The organism is bacterium (Candidatus Blackallbacteria) CG13_big_fil_rev_8_21_14_2_50_49_14 (assembly GCA_002783405.1).
GTDB lineage: Bacteria > Cyanobacteriota > Sericytochromatia > UBA7694 > UBA7694.
Window position 1 is genome coordinate 45,779 of sequence record PFGG01000005.1, and the last position, 19,531, is coordinate 65,309.

The following is a 19,531-nucleotide window of genomic DNA, read 5'->3' on the forward strand; positions in this document are numbered from 1 at the left end:
AGCAAGCCCAGTCCACAGCGCTTGAAATCTCTTTGAGGTATGTTAAAATTAGCCCATGTCTGAAGAAAAACAATCCTCCGAAATTTCTGAGTCTCAGCCTGAAGTACAGGCCGAGACTGAAACCAAATCAAAACCCGAAAAACAAAAGCCTACTAAAAAAGGCGGCAAACTGAAGTGGATTCTGGCCTCTCTCTTGGTTTTGCTTTTAGGCGTTGCAGGGGGCTTGGCCAGCTTTCAGGTCATGCAGTTTAAAGCCAAAGCCGAAGGTCTGGCATTGGGGTATGCCGAGGCTGCTGTGACGGCTTACCAAATGGACCGCTATGCTCGGCCCCTGCCTGATAGAATCTTTGAAAATGGCCCCTATCGAGTAGAAACCAAGACCCACGGCACCCCACCCCAATTGCATATCAGCGTGCGCGATCGCTATCTGAATATGACGCATTATGAGCTGGATCGTCAGTTTGATGTCTCAGGGCGGCCGACCCCTCCCCCCAATGAAGGTCAGGAAAGATAATTCCTGATTGTTTCTCGTGCGCTGTTTGCGTAAAATGAGTCTGACGGATCATTCAATGTAGCAAACAATGAGGTGCAGCTATGCCAAAGTCAAAAACCCCTGTATTTACTGTTTTGGGTGGCGCAGGCGCCATGGGCTCAATCACTGTTCGTGACCTGATCGAAACGGCTCCTGCGGAGGCCCAGATCTGGATTGCAGATGCCAATATTGAAAAAGCCCAGGCTTTGGTCAAAGCCCATAAACGCAAAGGACTCAAAGCTGTTCAAGTCAATATGCAGGAGCCTGCAGCCCTGGTAAAGGCCTTAAAAGGCACCCAGGTTTTGCTCAATTCTCTGCCCTATGAATTCAATCTGCAGGTGATGGAGTTTGCGCTTGAATTGGGGGCCCATTATACCGATTTGGGCGGGCTTTTTCATATGACACGCAAACAGGTAGCTCTGCATGAAGCCTTTGAAAAAGCTGGCCTGACGGCGCTGATGGGTATTGGCGCTGCTCCGGGTATTACCAATTTGCTTGCCAAACTGGCTGCTGACCCCATGGAAAGTGTGCATTCGATTGATATTCTTTTGGGTGCGATAGATAAAACCAAATACAATTTTAAGCAGATATTGCCAGTTTCCTATTCCTTTAAAACGATCCTCGAAGAATTCTCTCTGCAGCCTGCGGTATTTAAAAAGGGCAAATACCGTTTTCTAAAACCGATGTCAGGTCTGAAAGCCTATCGTTTCCCGGCCCCTGTGGGTCAGCAATATCCCATGTATACCTTGCATTCTGAAATCTACAATCTGGCTGAAACCTATAAAGCGAAAGGCATTGAAGAAGTTAGCTTTAAAATTGCCTTCGATAAAGACTTTGTTGAAAAAGTTCGCTTTTTAAGAGATTTGGGTTTGGCTTCCCCAGAGGCCATCTCCTTTGCTGAAGGCCAGGTCGCTCCGATCGATTTGCTCAATTCAGTGGTCATGAACCAGCCCGTTCCTGAGGCCATCACTGAACCCAAGCAGTATGAAATACTCAGAGTGATCGTCAAAGGCAAAGAACAGGGGAAACGAATTACCTGGATCAACGATCTGCATACGGCCGGTCTGCCCGCTTGGGGAATCGGCACGGATATCGACACCGGTTCTCCCCCTTCGATTGCCGCGCAAATGTTGCTGGCTGGAGAAATTACTGAAAGAGGGGTTTGCCCGCCTGAAAAGGCGATCAAAGCAGAGCCCTTTTTCCAGGCACTTGAAAAGCGGGGGATGCATATTCATTCCTCGCGCAAACCCGGTTGGGCTACTCCGGTAGGATAATCTCCAATTGGTTTAAAGAGGGGTCGCACACCCCCCTGAGTGCCCCCTTATCATCGCGGCGACGCAAAACATGGCTGAGTACAAGTGGGGCTCCTTGCTTGGGCGTTACTGTAATTTTGACTTCTGTCGAGAGGGGGGCTTTTCCCCAAACAAACCAGCCTTTTTGATTGGTTTCGATTTTGGTTGCAAGGCCCGAACCTGGATTTTCAAGCTGCACTTCAATACCTGCGAGTGCTTGTCCCAATTTGTTTTTGACAAATCCACTCAAGGGCCGGCTGTCTACCAAGGAGCCCCCTTCAGGCAAATCTGAGATAACTTCTAAATCCTGGGATTCAAAAGTATAGTGATTTTCACTGGCGGTTACTTCAAACTCGCCATCCAAAATGGGGCCGCCACATCCCATTGCTTGTGAGTGCAGATTGAGCGCATAGCGGTATTTTCTGCCTGCTTGCAAAGGCAGGTTAAATTGAAGCGTATCCTCAAGATCTCCAAGTTTCAACTGTTTTTTGAAAATTGGCAAAGGGGTTTTGTCTGCCTGAACTGGGCTGGTATCCAAGACTTGAAACTCAAATTGGTCATTCGGATAAAAACCCTGATAGGCCTCTTTATAGGCTGCAAAAGGTAAACTCAACTGAATACCGTTCTGAAGGCTGGTTTGGGGATTGTTTTGAGCTGGAACGGGTAAATTGGGCAGCGGGGTCTGACAGGAAAAACAGATTAAACTCATCAAAATCAGAACACGTTGCATACGGTGTTTCCTCTTATTGTGTCAGTTTGCTTGATTTTCATCCTATTCTATCAGAAGCAGAGCTTCAACTTGGCCTTGCATTCTTGAATTATCCTGAAAACTCAGTCACAATAGATCCATCCAATGAAGCAGAGGGGTGGACTTTGAGTTGTATGAGAAAATGGCCTTTTCAAGCATTTGTCAAAAGGGTTTTCAATGGAGGGTTTGCCATCTGCTTTTCGGGGGGGCTGATCTTTTCAACTCCAGTTTGGGCGTTTGAGCATTATCTTTGCAGTGAGAAAAGAAGTCTGCAAGAGTATAACAGCATGCGCTGGTTTAAATACGAACTGCCGATTACGGTCTATGTTCCCCCTGTCCCCTTTCAGGTTGAGCAGCCAGATATGTATTATCCCCTGGTGCAAAAGGCCTTTTTTGCTTGGTCTGAAAGGGCCCCGTTTATTCAATTTCAGTTTGTAGATCATCCTAAAAAAGCCATGATTAAAATCCAATGGAAAGATGATTTCAAAAATGAGGGAGCATGGGGAAAGGCCTTTCTTCCCATTCTCTATCGCAGTGTAAAAGGCAAGCTACGCCACAAAAGTGTTGTATTTTTGGCTGTACGCGCGCAATTGGGTTCAGGTATGACAGGTCTTGTGAACAAACCCGTTTTGTTTTCAGCTGACGAATTACTTTCGATCGCGAAACATGAGGTGGGCCATGCTTTGGGACTTCCTCACAGCCCGAATGAAAGTGATGTCATGTGTGGGGGCTGTTGGGGTTTTTATGGAAATACTTTGCGGGATATTAGTGAGGGGGATATTGCTACCCTTTACGCCTTGTACAACTTGCCTTTGCCTCTAAAGAAAAATCCCTGTCCTTGAATATACCTTGAAATCCGAGAACTGAATTTTTTTTCTGGCCCCCCAAGTTTTGCACATAAAATCTGTGCAAGTGGCTGGATTTATTTTCGCGCTTTGTGTTAGTATCAAGCTAACATGGTACAGGAACGGACTTTCTCCATGCTGAAATGGACCTTGCGCGAACGTATGAAAGAACGCAGGATCAGCAATAAATTGCTGGCCGAACGCATGGGCGTTCATCGCAATACCATTCGGCAACTCAAGGAAGATCAACCTACCATGATTCGCTTAAGGCATTTGGAATGTTTATGCCAGGTGCTTGAATGCCAACCTTCTGATCTCTTCGAATTTTCCCCAGAAACCGCCGCAGTGACCGGTGCTACTTAACCAGCTAGAACAATGTGGCATAGTATTTCAATCAGGCTAAAGGAGAAAAAAAGCCATGGGAAACGGCTCTGAACTATTATCAATTGTGAAGTCTCTCCAAAATACAGAAGAGTTTAAAGAACTCTGGTGGGAGGGCAGTTACGAGGAATATCTCGATATTGTCTCACAAAATCCCAAGGTGGCCCGTTCTGCTTTTCAGCGTGTTTATGATATGGTCGTCTCGTTTGGATTTGAAGAATATACCGAATACAAAAAGAAGATCACCCGATGGAAATTTTTTAATGATCCCCAGGGCCAAGGGGCTGATGCGATTTTTGGTCTGGATATTCATCTGATGAAACTGGTTCAGGTTTTAAAAGCCGCTGCACGCCGTTACGGGACTGAAAAACGTGTCATTTTGCTGCATGGCCCAGTGGGTTCTTCAAAATCTACGGTCGCACGGCTTTTGAAAAAGAGCCTTGAAATTTATTCCCGAACACCTGAAGGTGCAATGTATACCTATTCCTGGATTCTTGAAGATGGGACAGAAGTTCCCAGCCCCATGCATGAGGAACCCCTCAAACTCTTGCCTGAAGAGGTTCGCTCAGAAGTTTTGGCGAAAATCAATGAAAAACTACCCGATGATGAGCAAATTCGTATCTTGGGTGATTTAAACCCCCTTTGCCGTTATTATTTTGCTCATTTTATGAGCAAATACAATGGCGATTGGGCCCAGTTGATCAAGCATATTAAAGTCCGCCGGATGATTGTTTCTGAACGGGATCGTACTGGCATCGGTACTTTTCAGCCTAAGGATGAAAAAAATCAAGATTCAACAGAGTTGAGTGGGGATATCAATTACCGCAAAATTGCGGAATACGGTTCAGATTCCGACCCGCGTGCTTTTAATTTTGATGGTGAGTTCAATGTGGCCAACCGTGGCATTATTGAGTTTATCGAAGTTTTGAAATTGGACGTGGCCTTTCTCTACGACCTGCTGACAGCCTCGCAGGAGCATAAAATCAAACCCAAGAAATTTGCCCAGACGGATATTGATGAGGTGATTCTGGGGCATACCAATGAACCTGAGTACCGTAAATTGCAAAACAATGAATTTATGGAAGCCTTGCGTGACCGTACGATTAAAATTGATGTTCCCTATATCACCCGTTTGAGTGAAGAAATCAAAGTCTATGAAAAGGACTTTAATTCTCGCAAAATCAAAGACATGCATATTGCCCCCCATACCATTGAAATTGCTGCAATGTGGGCTGTATTGTCTCGGCTTGAAGAGCCCAAAAAACACCAACTGAATCTTTTGCAGAAGCTCAAACTCTACAATGGCCAGATGGTGCCAGGCTTTACTGAAGACAATGTCAAAGAATTGCGCAAAGAAGCCATTCGCGAAGGCATGAATGGCATTTCACCCCGCTATATCCAAGACAAAATTTCAAATGCTCTTGTCAAATATGCCGATGAAAAATACATCAATCCTTTCATGGTGATGAATGAATTGGATGCCGGCTTGAAGCACCATTCTTTGATTGTCAATGAAGACGATAAAAAGAAATACAAAGAACTGCTTGCGATTGTCAAAGAAGAGTATGAAAACATTGTCAAAAGCGAAGTTCAGCGTGCGATTTCTGCCGATGAAGATGCCATTCGCAACCTTTGCGGCAATTATATTGAAAATGTGAAGGCCTATACCCAAAAAGAAAAGGTCAAAAACAAATATACAGGCAATTACGAACAGCCCGATGAAAATCTGATGCGTGCGATCGAAGAGAAGATTGATATCCCCGAAAGCCGCAAGGATGATTTCCGCCGTGAAATTATGAACTATATCGGGGCTTTGGCGATTGAAGGCCGCACCTTTGAATACAATACCAATGCCCGTCTGCAGAAAGCGCTTGAACTCAAGCTCTTTGAAGACCGCAAAGATTCGATCAAGCTGACCAGTCTGCTCAGCAACGTCATGGACGAAAAAGCGCAGCAGCAAATCGACATTGTCAAAGAACGGCTGATCAAGAATTATGGCTACAATGAAGCATCAGCAACCGATGTCTTGAATTTTGTGGCAAGTATTTTCGCCCGAGGCGATGTAAAGGATCGCTAAGTCAATGTCTACAAAAATAGATAAGGATGTCGGCCGATTTAAGCGCATTATCCGTGGGAAAGTGCGTGAAAACCTGAAAAAGTATATTTCTCAGGGCGAAATGATGGGGAAACAAGGCAAAGATATTGTCTCGATTCCCATTCCTCAAATCGATATCCCCCATTTTAAGCTCGATGGCAGCAAAGGCGGGGGCGTGGGTTCTGGCGATGGGGAACCCGGCGATCCCGTCGGGGGTGAACAGGGCCAAGGCCAAGGCTCGGGTCAGGCAGGAGATCAGGCCGGGGAACATGCCCTTGAAATTGAGCTGACCTTCGATGAATTGGTGGAGCTCATGGCTGAAGAGCTTGAACTGCCCAGGATTGAACCGCGAGGCAGTGAAGAAATCACCAGCATGAAGGGCCGCTACCGTGGGATTACCCATGTGGGGCCCAATTCCCTGCGCCACTTCAAACGCTCCTATAAAGAAGCTTTGAAACGTCAGATTTCGGCAGGAGAATACAATGCTGAAGATCCGATTATCGTCCCCATTCGGCAGGATTTACGTTTTCGCTACCGGGAGATGGTTCCCGAACCTCTCACCAATGCCGTGATTATCTTGATGATGGATGTTTCAGGCTCCATGGAAGAAGAACAGAAAGAGATTGTGCGGATTACTTCTTTCTGGATTGATACCTGGCTGCGCACCCATTATAAAGGCCTCAAAACCCGTTATATTGTGCATGATACGGTTGCCCAGGAAGTGGATAAAGATACCTTCTTCCGCATGCGGGAAAGCGGGGGCACTGTCATTTCTTCGGCCTATAAACTCTGTGCCAAAATGATTGAGGAAGAATATCCAGCCGATCAATGGAATATTTATCCTTTCCACTTTTCAGACGGGGATAACTGGTCTGAGCGTGACAATGAAGAAAGCGTCAAAATTATTCGCGAACAATTGCTGCCTGCCAGCAATCTCTTCTGCTATGGACAGGTTGAAAGCCGGTATGGCAGTGGGAAATTCATCAAGGAACTGACCAAGCATTTTGCTGATGAAGAGAAAGTTTCACTGGTGAAAATCGAAAACAAAGACGCGATTATCAAAGGAATTAAAACATTTCTCGGCACAGGTAGATAGCCTGAAAGATGGGCTTCGTATGCACTTAGCAATTGTTTTGTTGAGCTGTTTTCAAGTCCTTTAGAATTAGAAATTTGGAAGGTTTCGTTCGATGATGCTTACGCCAGAGCTTGAAGCTACACGCAAACAGATTGAATCAATTGCCCGCGATTACGGCCTGGATTTCTTTGAAGTCATCTATGAAATGATTGATTTTGAAACCATGAACCAGATTGCCGCCTATGATGGCTTTCCTGTGCGCTATCCGCATTGGCGTTTTGGCATGGAATACAATAAACTCAGCAAATCCTATGCCTATGGGCTTTCTAAGATTTATGAACTGGTGATCAATACGGATCCCTGCTATGCCTATTTGATGAACTGTAACCGGGATGTGGATCAAAAGACCATCATGGCGCATGTCTATGCCCACTGTGATTTTTTTAAAAACAACGCAAGTTTTGCCCATACCAACCGCAAAATGATGGATGTCATGGCCAATCACGGCACCCAGGTGCGCCAATATATCGAACGCTATGGCGAGGATACTGTCGAAGCCTTTTTGGATACAGCGCTTTCACTTGAAAACCTGATCGACTTTCACTCAGATCATATTCAACGCTTAGAGAAAAAGCCCTATGGCTATGATGAAGATGCCATTGATCAAACGCCCAATTTTCGCTTGCGGTCTAAGCCTCATATGGAAAAATACATCAATCCCAAGGAATATATTGAAGAGCAGGAACGTCAGTACAAAGAAGAACAACTGCGCAAGAAAGAGCGTTTTCCCAGTGAACCCTATCGGGATGTTTTGTTGTTTTTGATGGAAAATGCCCCTTTGGAAAACTGGCAAGTTGAAATCCTTTCAATTGTACGGGATGAAGCTTTGTATTTTGCGCCCCAACGGGCCACCAAAATTATGAATGAAGGCTGGGCCAGCTATTGGCATTCGGTGATCATGACCCAACGTGCTGCCACGGCCAGTGAAATTGTTGATTTTGCAGATTTGCACTCGGGCACGATGGCCATGAGTGCCCGACAACTCAATCCCTATAAAATTGGGCTAGAAATCTACCGAGATATTGAAGAACGCTGGAATACGGGGCGTTTCGGTCGTGAGTATGAGGAATGTAGTTCTTACGAAGAAAAGCGCAAATGGGACAAACAATTGGGTTTGGGGCGTCAAAAAATCTTTGAAGTCAGAAAAGTCTATAACGATGTGATGTTCCTCGATGAGTTTTTAACCATGGAATTGTGTGAAAGGTTAAAATTGTTTACCTTTGAATACAATGGCTCCAGTGAGCAGTACGAAATCGCATCTCGGCAGTATCAAGATATCAAGCAAAAATTGCTCACCAGTCTGACCAATTTTGGAGAACCCTATATTGAAATCGTGGACGCCAACCATGACAACCGTGGCGAGCTCTATTTGGTGCATACCCATACAGGTGTTGATCTCAAATTGGATTATGCCCAAGATACCTTGGCGAATCTCTATAAGGTGTGGAAACGGCCCACCAACCTTGAAACGATTGTCGATGAACGTGTGAAGTTGTTGAGCTACGATGGGAAGGAGCATACTTCTCGCCTCTTGTGATAAATTTTAAACAGTTAAAATCGGTTTTGGATCAAGGCAAGGATCCCCCTGCCAAAAATCAGCAAAAATATTCGCCACTTGAAAAGCTCTATATGGAGTCTGAGCAGGCGATTATGCTTCAGAACCAAAATATTTATCAGGAAACAAAGCCGATTCCCTCCTGTGAAGCCAGAGATATTCAAAATTTTCATGTTCGACACTATGGTCTACTGAGTTTTTATCAGGAAATGCAAGCCAATTTTGAAAAAATTGAAAAAGAAATCAATGTCTTTGAGCTGAGAAGATTGCTAACCTATCTCGAAGAATATTTGACCTATATGCGTGCAGTGATTCATTGTTCAAATGAACTGGTGACCTTCAGAACCTCGGTTGAAACCCAAACAGAGGCGGTCGTTGCGTTAAACCGAAAACTTCAACAAACCCATACCCCAGAAGCCTTGAAATTGATTGAAGTTGAAATGGAAGAGATCTTGGATCAGGCTGAAGCGTTTAAAGACAAACTTGAAGATTTTCCGATACGCAATATCAGCGCCCAAACGGTGATGCCCTATTATGAATGCTATCAACAGAAATTACATTTACTACAAGAGGATTTACTCGAAGCTTCTGCCTGGATTCATTGAGCCATTTTCCAAAGGCCCAGATAAGAGCCTCTTGCTGACTCAGGGATCAATTTGAGGGGCGGATCCAGCTTAAAAGGGGCAAGGCACATATTCAAAGGGCGCCACAGCCCAGATTGAATATCTGTGTTCTCAGTCAGCTCAGGATAGGTCGTGATCAGCAGATATTCAAATGCATGTCTGTGAATATTTTTTAAGCAGCGTTGAATTTGTAAAAAAGACAAATGGGTAAAACAATTGCGCACCAATAATAAATCTGCTTTTGGCAGTTCTTCATGGGTTAAATCCAAGACTTGAAAGTGAATATTTTCCTGCTGATAGCGAGCTTGATTCTGGGCGATTAATTCTGGAACGATATCCGCCCCGATATAGTCAATTCCTTTTAAATCGACGTATTGCATCCAGTTAAAGTCACCGCAAGGCAAATCCAAAAGCGAATGAATCTCGAGTATCTCCATTAATTGGGGGAGTATTTTGACCAACCCACCCGCCTCAGAGAGTCGAGATCCTGAACCAGAGAGGGTTTCATCCTCCCCCCAGAGTTTTTCCTTGTAAATATGGGTAAAAATTTCCTGAAGCCCCAACATGAAGCAAACACTGTCATTTCTATTTATTTTTACTATTGTAGCAGCCTCTGTGCTGGGTAACGTCAGAATCCAATGACTTTTATTTCAGCCCGAAAATCATCGGCACTACGCCCAGACAGATCAGCAGGATCAACACTTGCAAGGGCAGCCCTACTTTCAGATAGTCTTTGAATGTGTAGCCGCCTGGAACCAGCACCATGGTATTGACGGGTGATGCGACAGGGGTTGCAAAGGCTGAGGATGCAGCCAAGGCGACGACCATTAAAAGCGTTTTCGGTGAATAGTGAAGGGTGAGTGCCAATTGAAGTGCGACGGGGGCAATCAGGACCGTAGTTGCCGTGTTTGAAATAAACAGACTGCAAAAAGAAGTGATCAGAAAGAGACTGCCCATAACCCAATAGGGGCCCAATCCGCCCAATACCTGAGATAGCCAGTGGCTCAGTGCTTCTGTACTGCCGCTGTTGTTCAGAGCGGTGGACATCGGCAACATCGCAGCGATCAAGAGCACGGATTCCCAAGAAATGGACTGATAGGCTTCTTCCATGCTCAAGCAGCGAGTAAGCACCATGCCAGATGCAGTTATGAGAATTGCGGTAACCAAGGGGAAGATGCCTGTTAACATCAGAACGAGCAGGGTGACCAACCAAAACAGAGTAAGCCCTATTTTAAATGGATTCGCAGCATGGGCTTCTTCGGGCAGGTTTAAAACCGCAAAGTCTCTTTTTTCGAGCCCTAATCTGTGAATACCCGACCAGTCTCCCTGAACCAATAAAAAATCTCCAAAGCGGAGCCGAAGCTGAGCAAGAGGGGCTTTGATTAGCTGGTTGCCTCTTTGAATGGCCAATACATGCAGGCGATAGCGTTCCCGAAACTGAAATTCAGCAAGCGTTTTTCCAACCAAGCGAGAGCGCGGCATCAAGAGCATTTCTGCCAATCCGAGAGAGTGCCCCCCCATTTTCAGCATGGGTTTTTCAGACCTTAGCCAGGTGATACCCAATGCTTTTTCAAGCTTTTTCAACGCTTCTGCGTCACCGCTGATCAGAACTTCCTGGTTGGGCTCCAGTAAGGTTTTGCCAGAACAGAGAGCAATCTCCTCTGAATTAAAACCTGAGTCCCGTCGGGCTGAGAGAATCTGAATGCCGTATTCACTTCCGAGTTGAAGCTCAGCTAAGCTTTTACCAAAGAGCGAAGAACCTGGTGGTAAAGCTGCCCATCTGAGTTGATTTGACATTTCATACTGCCTGAGTAGAGATTCAATATTCTCAGGTTTGGGCTCCTGTTGAGAATCTTTGCTTGACTTTGTTGCTTGAGGCAAGAGTTTACGTCCGAGCACCCCAAAGTATAAAATGCTGGCGATTAATGCGCAGAGACCTGGAAGCGTGAAATCAAAAAAACCAAAGCCTGAAAGACCAGCTTCTTTGAGGGTATTTGAGACCACCAAATTCGGCGGGGTTCCTATTAAAGTGAGCATTCCTCCTAAAAGAGAGGCGAAGGCCATTGGCATAAGCAAGCGTGAAGGTGAGAGCTTTGCCTGCTGAGCCAGAGAGAGGGCAATGGGCAAAAATACGGCTGTCGTTCCTGTTGAAGACATAAAACCTGAAAGCAGAGCAACAGCGAGCATTAGAACAATTAAAAGGCGTATTTCACTGTTCCCTGTCAGCTTTGAGACGCCTGATCCCAGCCATTGGGCGGTTCCTGTCTGTAAAATAGCGCCCCCCACGACAAAAAGTGAGGCGATCATGACCACTACTGGATCTGAAAATCCCGCCAGGGCTTGTTCTGGGCTCACTACGCCAGTCATCATCAAAGCTGAGAGCATTAAAACAGCGACAAGATCCAATCTGAGCAGATCTGAAACAAACAGAACGATCGTGGTCAAAAGGATCAAAAGCGTGATCAGAAGTGGGCTCATGGTTTCCTATTCTCGAGGGTATTTCTTGCTAAGTTTTCTGTTCATCAAAACACAGTCTGGGTAAATTTTCAATTCTGCCTATTTCCCATGGGGAATGGTATCCTGACTGTGAAACCATCGAAAAGGATATAAATTTTCATGCAGATTGTTGTGGGTGCCCAATGGGGAGATGAAGGCAAGGGTAAAATCGTAGATTTTCTTTCTGAAAGTGCTGATTTTATCGTGCGCTATCAAGGCGGAAACAATGCGGGGCATACCGTGATTGTGGGTGATGAAACTTTCAAATTGCATTTGGTGCCTTCGGGCATTTGCCGTGGCAAACAAAGTGTATTGGGAAATGGGGTTGTGATCAATCCTGTCGCCTTGGCTGAGGAGATTCAGAAGCTCGAAGCGCGTGGCATTGAAGTCAGAGGCAAACTTTGGTTGAGCAGTCGGGCCCATTTGATTCTAGAAGAACATATTCTGCGGGATCAAGCCCAGGAAGCTTCGCGCAGCTTGAAGGTCGGTACGACAGGCAAAGGCATTGGCCCTGCCTATACAGACAAAACCCAACGCAAAGGCGTGCGACTGGGTGAATGGCATTACAGTGAGTCCCTGACGAGTTCAGAACATGAGGCGCTAACTTTTTTATCTCCCCTGATCGCCGATACCACGCATTTATTGCATGAGGCCTTTGAGAACGGAAAGAAGATTCTGCTGGAGGGGGCGCAGGGCACTTTCCTGGATATCGACCATGGCACCTATCCTTTTGTGACCTCTTCAAATTGTTCGAGTGGTGGCGCCTGTACGGGAACAGGTCTACCCCCCACTGCGATCCATGAGGTCAATGGCATTCTCAAAGCCTATACCACGCGTGTTGGCAATGGACCCTTTCCCACTGAGCTATTGGATGAAACTGGCGCATTTTTGCAAAAACAAGGGCACGAATTTGGCACCACTACCGGACGGGTTCGCCGCTGTGGCTGGCTGGATCTGGTGATGGCCAACTATGCGCGCAGAATCAATGGCATTAACCGCTGGAGTATTACCAAACTGGATGTTCTCAGTGGCTTGGATGAATTGAAAGTCTGTACGGCCTACCGTTATCAAGATCAGCTCCTGAAAGGGTATCCCGCAGAGGTTCGTGTGCTTGAAGGGCTTGAACCGGTTTATGAAACCTTGCCAGGTTGGCGTGAACCCCTGTCTGAGTGTCAATCGCTTGCAGATTTACCTCAGAACGCACGGAATTATTTAAATTTTATTGAAGCCAAGACTCAAACCCCGATTAAATTGGTTTCTTGGGGGCCTGAGCGGACTCAAACCCTGATTATAGATTAATCTGGTGGGCTTCAGTGTTTCAACTCTTCGGGGTGGGATGGCTGAAGCCCATAATAAGTAATCAGGTTTTTACAGATTTCCTTATAAACGGGAACGGCTGTCATGCTGGCATAATGCGCAGCTTTGGGCGCATCAAAAAGCACGAAAATAACATAGCGAGGATTGTCTGCGGGCAAAACGCCAATAAATGAAGCCATGACGTCACCATTGTAGCGTCCGTTGACGACCTTATCCGCAGTTCCTGTTTTGCCTCCCAGAAGATAGCCTGGAATTTTGGCATTGTGGGCTGTGCCATGGGGGCTTTCAACCACCTGCATCATCATATTGAGCATTTCCTGTGCTGTTTTCTCAGAAAGGGTTCTCGTTTTATTGGGGGGAAACTGCTTGATGACTTTGTTCTCAGGTGAAACAATTTCGTGGATAATCCGGGGTTCAATCCGAATGCCTTTATTGGCAATCGCTGAAGCAGCAGTCACAACCTGCAAGGGAGTGACGGCAACGCCCTGCCCAAAAGAAACCGTAGATTGACGCGAGGCGGCCCAGGGCAATTCAGGTAAGAGCCCTCCGACCTCCCCATTGAGCTTTGAGTGCGTTTTCTTACCAAATCCAAATTTTAAAAGCAAATTGCGGTGCTGCTCAGGCTTCATGCGACGCCCCAACATGCTTGAGCCGACATTGCTTGAAAGTTCCAAAATTTGAAAGGGTTTAAGCGAACGCACCAATCCAGGGGGTTGGTGGTGGTCATGTACAGGCCAATTGTCGACATGAATCAGGGTCGGCACCTGAATTACTTCATCTATTGAGGTCTTGCCTGCTTCCAGTGCTGCGGCAAGGGTAAAAACCTTCATGGTAGAACCGGGTTCATAAAAATCAGTGACTGCCCAGTTCTTGATTCTCGGATCCCAGCCTTTGCCCGGAATTTCATTTAAATTAACGGATGGATTGGTGGCCAAGGCGAGTAAATCGCCATCAGGGATTCCCATGACAATTGCGACTCCGCGTTCAGCCTGGGTGGCCTCCATGCCTTTCTTTAATTCGCGTTCAGCCAAGTATTGGATATTTTCATCAATGGTCAATACGACCTTATTGGCTTTTGCTTTTTCAGTCAGGAAGGGAAGATCCCCATCAATTCGAAGCAATTCATTGCCATAGGCATCCGTTAGGATACCTGCTTTGGTGGCTCCGCCCTGAAGAAATTCATTAAATGATTTTTCAATCCCTTCTTGGCCTAAATTATCGATATCGGTATAGCCAATTAATGAGGCGGCCATATCATTGTGAGGGTAAATCCGTTTATTTTCAGAAAGAATACCAATCCCTGGTATTTTAAGTTTCCTTATTTCTTGGGCTGTCTTTTCGTCAACTTTTCGTTTGATATAATGCCAAAAATTGCCTGAAAGATTTTTGAGCAGTTTGTCTTGAGGTTCATTTAAGAGCGGAGCGAGTTTTGGCACAATTTCAGCAGGCTTTTCTTTGAGGTATTCAGGATCGACATAAATAGCGAAAGCGGGCACATCAATCGCCAGCTTGTGTCCGGCACGATCCGTGATGATTCCGCGTTTTCCAGCAATGCTGATGACTTTTTTCTGTTGGGTGATCGCTTGTTTTTTAAATTCCTGGTGTTGGGGAACCTGCAAATAGAAGACCCTTCCCGCCAGAATCAAAAATCCAGAAACCAGGGCCAGATAGAGAAATCCTATCCTTTGATTGTAAACAGAAGGCACACTGCGCGGCGTGAGTGTATCATCCGATGATTTTTCTGAGTTTGTGACTGGAGAGCGGGGAGGTCGAGACATCATTAAAAGCCAACTGGAGTGCGAATTTCCTTGGATTTAGACTGTATCGCGATTGAACTGCCTGATTCTGCCTGATGATAAACAGAGCTTTCCAAGGTTATATAGTGATAATTTTCAACTTGCTGCATGCCCATGCCCATGGCTTTTTGTTCAACGGTTGCAAGTGATTTTTTCTCAGCAAGTACAGCTTGAAGTACGTCATTCTCTTCCTTGGTGTGAATAATCTGTTGTTGTTTTTGGTTGGCTTGGTTTTCAATCAGCACTGAGTGAAAGTAAATCAAAAGAGAGCCCACAAAAAGACTCACCAGAAACAGGATACCCATCGGCGAGATTTGTTCTGTCCGCACAATGGTTTTCTTGGTTGTAAAGGTACGCGTCCAGGGAGTTGCCTCAACTCTTGCCTGAAGTTGTGTTGTATTATTAAGTGCTGTTGTTGCCGCCATTAATTCATCCGCTCCATCTTATTCAATTCAAGCTCATCTACAATTTTTCTGCAACTCTTAAGCGCGCACTGCGTGAAGGTGAGTTTTCAGCAATTTCTTGCTCTGAAGGTTTCACCGCTCGGGTTAATAATTTAATTTTGGCCCGATGCTGACAGGTACAAATTGGCTGCCTCGGTGGGCAGATACAATTTGTTGCCATTTCACGCATAAACAGTTTGACACGTCGATCTTCCAATGAATGGAAAGATATAACGGCCAAGCGTCCTCCTGGTTTTAGCAGATCCACAGCAAGTGGAAGCACCCGCTCAAGTGCATCCAGTTCGCCATTCACCGCTATCCGTAAGGCCTGAAACACCCGCGTGGCAGGATGAAGTTTTTGGCCGTGGCGCGGCATTACTTTTTCCACCAATTGGGCAAGTTCACTCGTTCTTAAAAATGGCGCCTTTACGCGTTGCGCGATGATTGCCCGTGCAATGCGTCTGGCCATGCGCTCCTCACCAAAGTCCTGAAAAATCTGAGTCAGTTCTGCTTCACTCAATTGATTTACAAGATCTGCGGCAGTGGCCACCGCTTCGTCTGGATTCATTCGCATGTCCAAAGGACCATCATTCAAAAACGAAAAACCTCTTTGAGGCTCTTTTAATTGAAAAAGGGAAGTTCCCAAATCCAATAAAATGGCATCCAAATCCTTCATACCATATTCAGAGGCCAGAGCCTCTAAATCAGCAAAATTGCCTGGTATTAACTGAAATGGAAAATTCAGGGTTTCTAGCCGCTTTTGTGCGCGTATCAAGGTTTCTGGATCCCGCTCAATGCCCCAGAGAAAACCTTGAGAACCTGCACGTTTCAGCATTTCCATACTGTGACCCGCTCCACCCGTGGTGCAGTCAAGTATCCGGAAGTCAGCCTGAATATTTAACCAATCCAGTACCTCCCTGCGCATGACCGAATAATGTTCGATTTCGGGGGGGGACAAGATATGCTCCTCTATTTCAGTTTCTGACAGTCTGGGATCTGCTTTCCGTAAGCCCTGTCACACATTTGTAACACATGCAGATCCTGGTGTCTACGCCTCAAAGTCGGATTGAGCTTTGTTTTTTATCTAATTCTGATCTTTTTTGATAAATCAGCAGAATTTATGTGATATTCAGCACAAAAACAGGCTTGTTAAAAACCAAAGTGACTGGTTGGGGAATGATTATATTACTTCAAGTTCCATAGGGGTTTCCATAAAAAAAAGACCCCGCAGGGTCTTTTCTGAGCTTAATGTTAGCTTGAATTATTCAGCGTGAGCGGTTGCCGTATCGGTCTCACGATCATAATGCAAGGTCAGGGTCGAAATCTCAGTTAAATCCAGTTCTGTCCATACACTTGAAGGAGAACCATCGGCCCAATCGACTTTCAGATCCCATTTTGCAGCAGTCGCACCAGGGCTGAAATGAATATGCCCGCTGGCTCCGCTGGGAAGATCATCGGGAGCAATATTGGGGCCCCATTCTTCGACTGAAGTGGGTGAAAGATAAACTGCGCTGATCGCATAGCCTGTTTCATTTACCAAATCAAAATCGAGATCCAATTCGTCATCTACGCGAACAACAGGGGGTTTTGAGGTCATGGTGTTATCAAGGGCAAAACTCTGGCCAGGCATTGCCAAGGTCACGGAAGTTAAAGCGGTGGCAGCCAAAAGCAAAAATAATTTCTTATTCATCAAACCGACTCCTCTAGAATTTTTATAGCGTTCAAGCAAGATTATCATCCCTCAATACACGCGTCAATTGCCAATTGTTTGTGCTTCTAGGGTTTAAGCTAGATTTAGCCATCTCGGCACGAATCGTTAGTCGTAGGATTAATCTAATTTAATCTTATGCTGAAAATTCTCACTGCGCGTTCTATGTGGGTCTTGTGTTATAAATCATAGATAGAGCGTGAATCATGAAGAGAGGTGAAAAGCTTGGAAAATTTGGTTCCACCTGCCCCTCCAGTGCTTTGTCCCAAGACCCGTGAAGAAATAGCAAATATTACCCTTCACAGCTTTGGAATGTTCTTAAGCTTGGTCGGTTTGGGAGTATTGATTTCACTTTCAGCCATTTCAGGTTCGATCTTGAAGATCGTCGCTTCGACAGTTTATGGTGTTACCTTGCTTTTGGTTTATGTGGCTTCGATTTTGTTTCATACTTCTTTGGCTGTGAAGTTGCCCTGGAAAAAAGCATTGGAAACAGTCGACCACTGTGCGATTTATCTTCTGATCGCTGGAACCTATACCCCATTTCTGATGGTTACTTTAAAGGGCCCAAAAGCCTGGGGAATGCTTGTTTTTATCTGGCTGATTGCGGTCAGTGGAATTTTATACAAGGTTTTTTTCTTTTACAAATCTGATCTTCTGTCTACCCTGGCCTATATTCTGATGGGATGGTTAAGCCTTGCCATTGTTCAGCCGCTCTATCAGCACATAGGAGGGTGGGGCATTGGCTTGTTGGTGTTGGGGGGTGTCTTTTATACCTTGGGTGCGATTTTTTATCTTTTGGATCATACCTTCCGATTTGCACACGCAATCTGGCATGCCTTTGTGATAGCAGGGAGTTTGGCGCATTATTTCACGATCTTATTCTTTGTCGTACAAGCTTGATGTCCAAGAAAGTACAAGTCGTCAAGCTGGCAAGCCCCGAGCGCAGAAGTCTTGAAATATTAAAGGACAAGGCCTGGAAGAGAGGGCTCCCCCCCTACCGTTTGATCTCAATCCTATCTGCGCTAGGCCTGCTCTCAGGTTTGGTTCCCCTGGTCATCAGTGCAGACAAGACAGCATCTCTTCCTCTCATCGGGGGGGGTGTTCTGTTATTTTCGGTTTTTTCAATTTATTTTTATCAGCTTGCAAAACAATTAGAAGCTTCGCGTCTAAAAGCTATGCTATCGGGGGAATTGGTTCAGGCCAAAATTCTTTCCAGAGGAACCCAGTTTAATCCTTTTAGCAGTACACCCCATACCACGCTTCAGGTTTGGGTTGATTCGCCCAGCCCTCAGGAACTCACGGGAATTCTGTGGCGCAGAGATGCTCTTCGGGATTTTCAGCCTGGGAAAATTCTCTATGTGCTCTGGTTGTCTGAAGAGAATAGGTTTTGGTTGCCCTTTGAAGCTGGAATTGAGATTCAGCCAGAAGACTAAGCTTTAATTCTTGGCTTACAGGTCCATCCTCTTTTGCGTGCCTGCCACACTTGCCAAAATCCTGCGATCAAAAACAGAAATGCGGCAGCCACAAAGAGCGGGCGGTAGGGTTTGAGTAGATTTAATTGGCTGACAAAGCTGCTGCTGGCTCCCAGGGTCAGGAGTAACCAGGGCAATCCGCAGCAGGCTTGAGCGGCCACTGCAGAAACAACAGTTCCCCAAAAGGACCAGGCTGGTAATTCTTCGCTTTGGTTTTTATTTTGAACGGACATGGTTTACCTCAGTGTGAATAGATCGGGGGAGATTCAAGCGGAGTTGAATAGTTGACCCTCTGTATCGAGTGTTTGCGTAAATCTTCTGATAAGCCTTTGAGCAGATCGGATTGTTTGATTTTATCAAGTTGAGTTTCCCCATTCAGATTGACGAGCATGAGGCGGCCTTCCCCTTGGCCATAGGCATTTAAAAAATCATAGACAGCCCCCATGACCGTTAATTTTCCAGTCTGAATTTCTGGTTGGTAGCGCCTCAAGGCAACCTGTACCTGATAATCTACATTTCTTTGAACAGATTCGAGCCAAAAGCTCTCAAATGCATTTTTTGTATTTGGAATGGGCTGATGATTTAAATGCGCTGAAAGGTGATCGACTTCGCGAACAATTGCAAAGGATTCCTGACTGTATTCCGTTAAAGCCGCTTTGACGGCCCCACAATGCGTATGCCCCAAAATGAGCAGAATCGGTGTTTTTAACTGATAGACGCCATAATCCACTGAACCAAAACTGTTGTAGATTTGGTTTCCAATATTGCGCACAGAGAAGATTTGGTTGACGGGATCTTCGCTGAAGGCGACAGCATGTGCTCTTGAATCAGAACACCCCAAAAGGGTAATTCCAGGATTTTGTTCCCCTTGAAAATTTTCAAAATAGGCATGATTGTGCTGTGAAACAAATTTTTGGCTTTGTGAAAAGAGCCTCTGAATAATGCTTTCAGGTCGATTTTCAAGATATGGCGCAGCATTGCTTGGGCTGCTCACGATCAAAGCAGATATCAGACTGAAGAGGATGGTTTTAAATTTCATCTGGATGCCTTTCTAAAAGGTCGGAGCACGATACTTTGCTCCGACCTTTACGGG

Annotated in this window: 20 protein-coding genes; 11 read left to right on the plus strand and 9 right to left on the minus strand. The window is 45.6% G+C overall.

All coding sequences use genetic code 11. The features are described 5' to 3' along the window. The first annotated feature begins 55 nt into the window (after window positions 1-55). Together COW20_00580 and COW20_00585 are read left to right on the plus strand one after the other, a co-directional pair. On the plus strand, window positions 56-514 hold the full coding sequence (locus COW20_00580) for a hypothetical protein (protein PIW51001.1): 459 nt from the start codon (window positions 56-58) through the stop codon (window positions 512-514). Window positions 515-594: 80 nt separating this feature from the next. After that, window positions 595-1,806 (plus strand): hypothetical protein, encoded by a 1,212-nt coding sequence (locus COW20_00585; GenBank protein ID PIW51002.1) that lies wholly within the window; start codon window positions 595-597, stop codon window positions 1,804-1,806. On the opposite strand, the gene COW20_00590 is transcribed toward COW20_00585, so the two are convergent. After that, window positions 1,790-2,554 carry a hypothetical protein gene (locus tag COW20_00590; protein PIW51003.1) on the minus strand — a complete coding sequence of 255 codons (765 nt, stop codon included), beginning with the start codon at window positions 2,552-2,554 and terminating at the stop codon, window positions 1,790-1,792. The two genes, COW20_00585 and COW20_00590, sit on opposite strands and share 17 nt — an antisense overlap. A gap of 152 nt (window positions 2,555-2,706) precedes the next feature. Here COW20_00590 and COW20_00595 point away from each other — a divergent pair, with 152 nt between their 5' ends. From COW20_00595 to COW20_00620, 6 genes are all read left to right on the plus strand, one after another. Beyond that, window positions 2,707-3,414, plus strand: coding sequence for a hypothetical protein (locus COW20_00595; GenBank protein ID PIW51004.1), 708 nt, complete (start codon window positions 2,707-2,709; stop codon window positions 3,412-3,414). A gap of 114 nt (window positions 3,415-3,528) precedes the next feature. Beyond that, complete coding sequence (locus COW20_00600) at window positions 3,529-3,780, plus strand: XRE family transcriptional regulator (protein PIW51005.1); 252 nt, start codon at window positions 3,529-3,531, stop codon at window positions 3,778-3,780. 55 nt (window positions 3,781-3,835) lie between these two features. After that, window positions 3,836-5,875, plus strand: coding sequence for a serine protein kinase (locus COW20_00605; protein PIW51006.1), 2,040 nt, complete (start codon window positions 3,836-3,838; stop codon window positions 5,873-5,875). 4 nt (window positions 5,876-5,879) lie between these two features. Beyond that, complete coding sequence (locus tag COW20_00610) at window positions 5,880-6,989, plus strand: hypothetical protein (protein PIW51007.1); 1,110 nt, start codon at window positions 5,880-5,882, stop codon at window positions 6,987-6,989. A gap of 91 nt (window positions 6,990-7,080) precedes the next feature. Continuing rightward, window positions 7,081-8,565, plus strand: a complete 1,485-nt coding sequence (locus COW20_00615) for a SpoVR family protein (GenBank protein ID PIW51008.1) — start codon at window positions 7,081-7,083, stop codon at window positions 8,563-8,565. Then, entirely contained in the window at window positions 8,562-9,188 is a 627-nt protein-coding gene (locus tag COW20_00620) for a hypothetical protein (GenBank protein PIW51009.1), read from the plus strand. The genes COW20_00615 and COW20_00620 overlap by 4 nt, the downstream gene beginning before the upstream one ends. Here COW20_00620 and COW20_00625 read toward each other — a convergent pair. Together COW20_00625 and COW20_00630 are read right to left on the minus strand one after the other, a co-directional pair. Further along, the gene (locus COW20_00625; GenBank protein ID PIW51010.1) at window positions 9,182-9,772 is read right to left on the minus strand and encodes a hypothetical protein; all 591 of its coding nucleotides are present in this window, start codon (window positions 9,770-9,772) and stop codon (window positions 9,182-9,184) included. The two genes, COW20_00620 and COW20_00625, sit on opposite strands and share 7 nt — an antisense overlap. A gap of 79 nt (window positions 9,773-9,851) precedes the next feature. Beyond that, a complete protein-coding gene (locus COW20_00630) occupies window positions 9,852-11,684 on the minus strand; it encodes an SLC13 family permease (protein PIW51011.1) in 1,833 nt (610 codons plus the stop codon). Between the two features lie 132 nt (window positions 11,685-11,816). On the opposite strand from COW20_00630, the gene COW20_00635 reads away from it, so the two are divergent. After that, the gene (locus COW20_00635; GenBank protein ID PIW51012.1) at window positions 11,817-13,001 is read left to right on the plus strand and encodes an adenylosuccinate synthase; all 1,185 of its coding nucleotides are present in this window, start codon (window positions 11,817-11,819) and stop codon (window positions 12,999-13,001) included. Window positions 13,002-13,012: 11 nt separating this feature from the next. On the opposite strand, the gene COW20_00640 is transcribed toward COW20_00635, so the two are convergent. From COW20_00640 to COW20_00655, 4 genes are all read right to left on the minus strand, one after another. Next, window positions 13,013-14,800 (minus strand): hypothetical protein, encoded by a 1,788-nt coding sequence (locus COW20_00640; GenBank protein ID PIW51013.1) that lies wholly within the window; start codon window positions 14,798-14,800, stop codon window positions 13,013-13,015. Next, window positions 14,800-15,240: a hypothetical protein gene (locus COW20_00645; protein PIW51014.1), complete on the minus strand. Its 441-nt coding sequence runs from the start codon at window positions 15,238-15,240 to the stop codon at window positions 14,800-14,802. The genes COW20_00640 and COW20_00645 overlap by 1 nt, the downstream gene beginning before the upstream one ends. 37 nt (window positions 15,241-15,277) lie before the next feature. Continuing rightward, window positions 15,278-16,216, minus strand: coding sequence for a 16S rRNA (cytosine(1402)-N(4))-methyltransferase (locus tag COW20_00650; GenBank protein ID PIW51015.1), 939 nt, complete (start codon window positions 16,214-16,216; stop codon window positions 15,278-15,280). A 303-nt stretch (window positions 16,217-16,519) separates the two neighbouring features. Continuing rightward, window positions 16,520-16,948, minus strand: a complete 429-nt coding sequence (locus COW20_00655) for a hypothetical protein (protein ID PIW51016.1) — start codon at window positions 16,946-16,948, stop codon at window positions 16,520-16,522. A gap of 330 nt (window positions 16,949-17,278) precedes the next feature. Between COW20_00655 and COW20_00660 the strand changes: the two genes are divergently transcribed. Both COW20_00660 and COW20_00665 read left to right on the plus strand, forming a co-directional pair. Further along, complete coding sequence (locus COW20_00660) at window positions 17,279-17,866, plus strand: hemolysin III (GenBank protein ID PIW51053.1); 588 nt, start codon at window positions 17,279-17,281, stop codon at window positions 17,864-17,866. Continuing rightward, window positions 17,866-18,399 carry a hypothetical protein gene (locus COW20_00665; GenBank protein ID PIW51017.1) on the plus strand — a complete coding sequence of 178 codons (534 nt, stop codon included), beginning with the start codon at window positions 17,866-17,868 and terminating at the stop codon, window positions 18,397-18,399. Before COW20_00660 ends, COW20_00665 begins: the two co-directional genes overlap by 1 nt. On the opposite strand, the gene COW20_00670 is transcribed toward COW20_00665, so the two are convergent. Both COW20_00670 and COW20_00675 read right to left on the minus strand, forming a co-directional pair. Continuing rightward, the gene (locus COW20_00670; protein PIW51018.1) at window positions 18,396-18,671 is read right to left on the minus strand and encodes a hypothetical protein; all 276 of its coding nucleotides are present in this window, start codon (window positions 18,669-18,671) and stop codon (window positions 18,396-18,398) included. The genes COW20_00665 and COW20_00670 overlap by 4 nt on opposite strands. A gap of 8 nt (window positions 18,672-18,679) precedes the next feature. Continuing rightward, on the minus strand, window positions 18,680-19,477 hold the full coding sequence (locus COW20_00675) for a carbonic anhydrase (GenBank protein ID PIW51019.1): 798 nt from the start codon (window positions 19,475-19,477) through the stop codon (window positions 18,680-18,682). Window positions 19,478-19,531 lie beyond the last annotated feature (54 nt).

What these genes read in the sequence shown, in the direction of transcription:
- COW20_00600 (PIW51005.1), top strand. Translation starts at nt 3,529, where the DNA reads ATGGTACAGGAACGGACTTTCTCCATGCTGAAATGGACCTTGCGCGAA.
- COW20_00580 (PIW51001.1), top strand. Translation starts at nt 56, where the DNA reads ATGTCTGAAGAAAAACAATCCTCCGAAATTTCTGAGTCTCAGCCTGAA.
- COW20_00585 (PIW51002.1), top strand. Translation starts at nt 595, where the DNA reads ATGCCAAAGTCAAAAACCCCTGTATTTACTGTTTTGGGTGGCGCAGGC.
- COW20_00625 (PIW51010.1), bottom strand. Translation starts at nt 9,772, where the DNA reads ATGTTGGGGCTTCAGGAAATTTTTACCCATATTTACAAGGAAAAACTC.
- COW20_00595 (PIW51004.1), top strand. Translation starts at nt 2,707, where the DNA reads ATGAGAAAATGGCCTTTTCAAGCATTTGTCAAAAGGGTTTTCAATGGA.
- COW20_00670 (PIW51018.1), bottom strand. Translation starts at nt 18,671, where the DNA reads ATGTCCGTTCAAAATAAAAACCAAAGCGAAGAATTACCAGCCTGGTCC.
- COW20_00640 (PIW51013.1), bottom strand. Translation starts at nt 14,800, where the DNA reads ATGATGTCTCGACCTCCCCGCTCTCCAGTCACAAACTCAGAAAAATCA.
- COW20_00655 (PIW51016.1), bottom strand. Translation starts at nt 16,948, where the DNA reads ATGAATAAGAAATTATTTTTGCTTTTGGCTGCCACCGCTTTAACTTCC.
- COW20_00660 (PIW51053.1), top strand. Translation starts at nt 17,279, where the DNA reads ATGTTCTTAAGCTTGGTCGGTTTGGGAGTATTGATTTCACTTTCAGCC.
- COW20_00665 (PIW51017.1), top strand. Translation starts at nt 17,866, where the DNA reads ATGTCCAAGAAAGTACAAGTCGTCAAGCTGGCAAGCCCCGAGCGCAGA.
- COW20_00610 (PIW51007.1), top strand. Translation starts at nt 5,880, where the DNA reads ATGTCTACAAAAATAGATAAGGATGTCGGCCGATTTAAGCGCATTATC.
- COW20_00605 (PIW51006.1), top strand. Translation starts at nt 3,836, where the DNA reads ATGGGAAACGGCTCTGAACTATTATCAATTGTGAAGTCTCTCCAAAAT.
- COW20_00630 (PIW51011.1), bottom strand. Translation starts at nt 11,684, where the DNA reads ATGAGCCCACTTCTGATCACGCTTTTGATCCTTTTGACCACGATCGTT.
- COW20_00675 (PIW51019.1), bottom strand. Translation starts at nt 19,477, where the DNA reads ATGAAATTTAAAACCATCCTCTTCAGTCTGATATCTGCTTTGATCGTG.
- COW20_00615 (PIW51008.1), top strand. Translation starts at nt 7,081, where the DNA reads ATGATGCTTACGCCAGAGCTTGAAGCTACACGCAAACAGATTGAATCA.
- COW20_00645 (PIW51014.1), bottom strand. Translation starts at nt 15,240, where the DNA reads ATGGCGGCAACAACAGCACTTAATAATACAACACAACTTCAGGCAAGA.
- COW20_00590 (PIW51003.1), bottom strand. Translation starts at nt 2,554, where the DNA reads ATGCAACGTGTTCTGATTTTGATGAGTTTAATCTGTTTTTCCTGTCAG.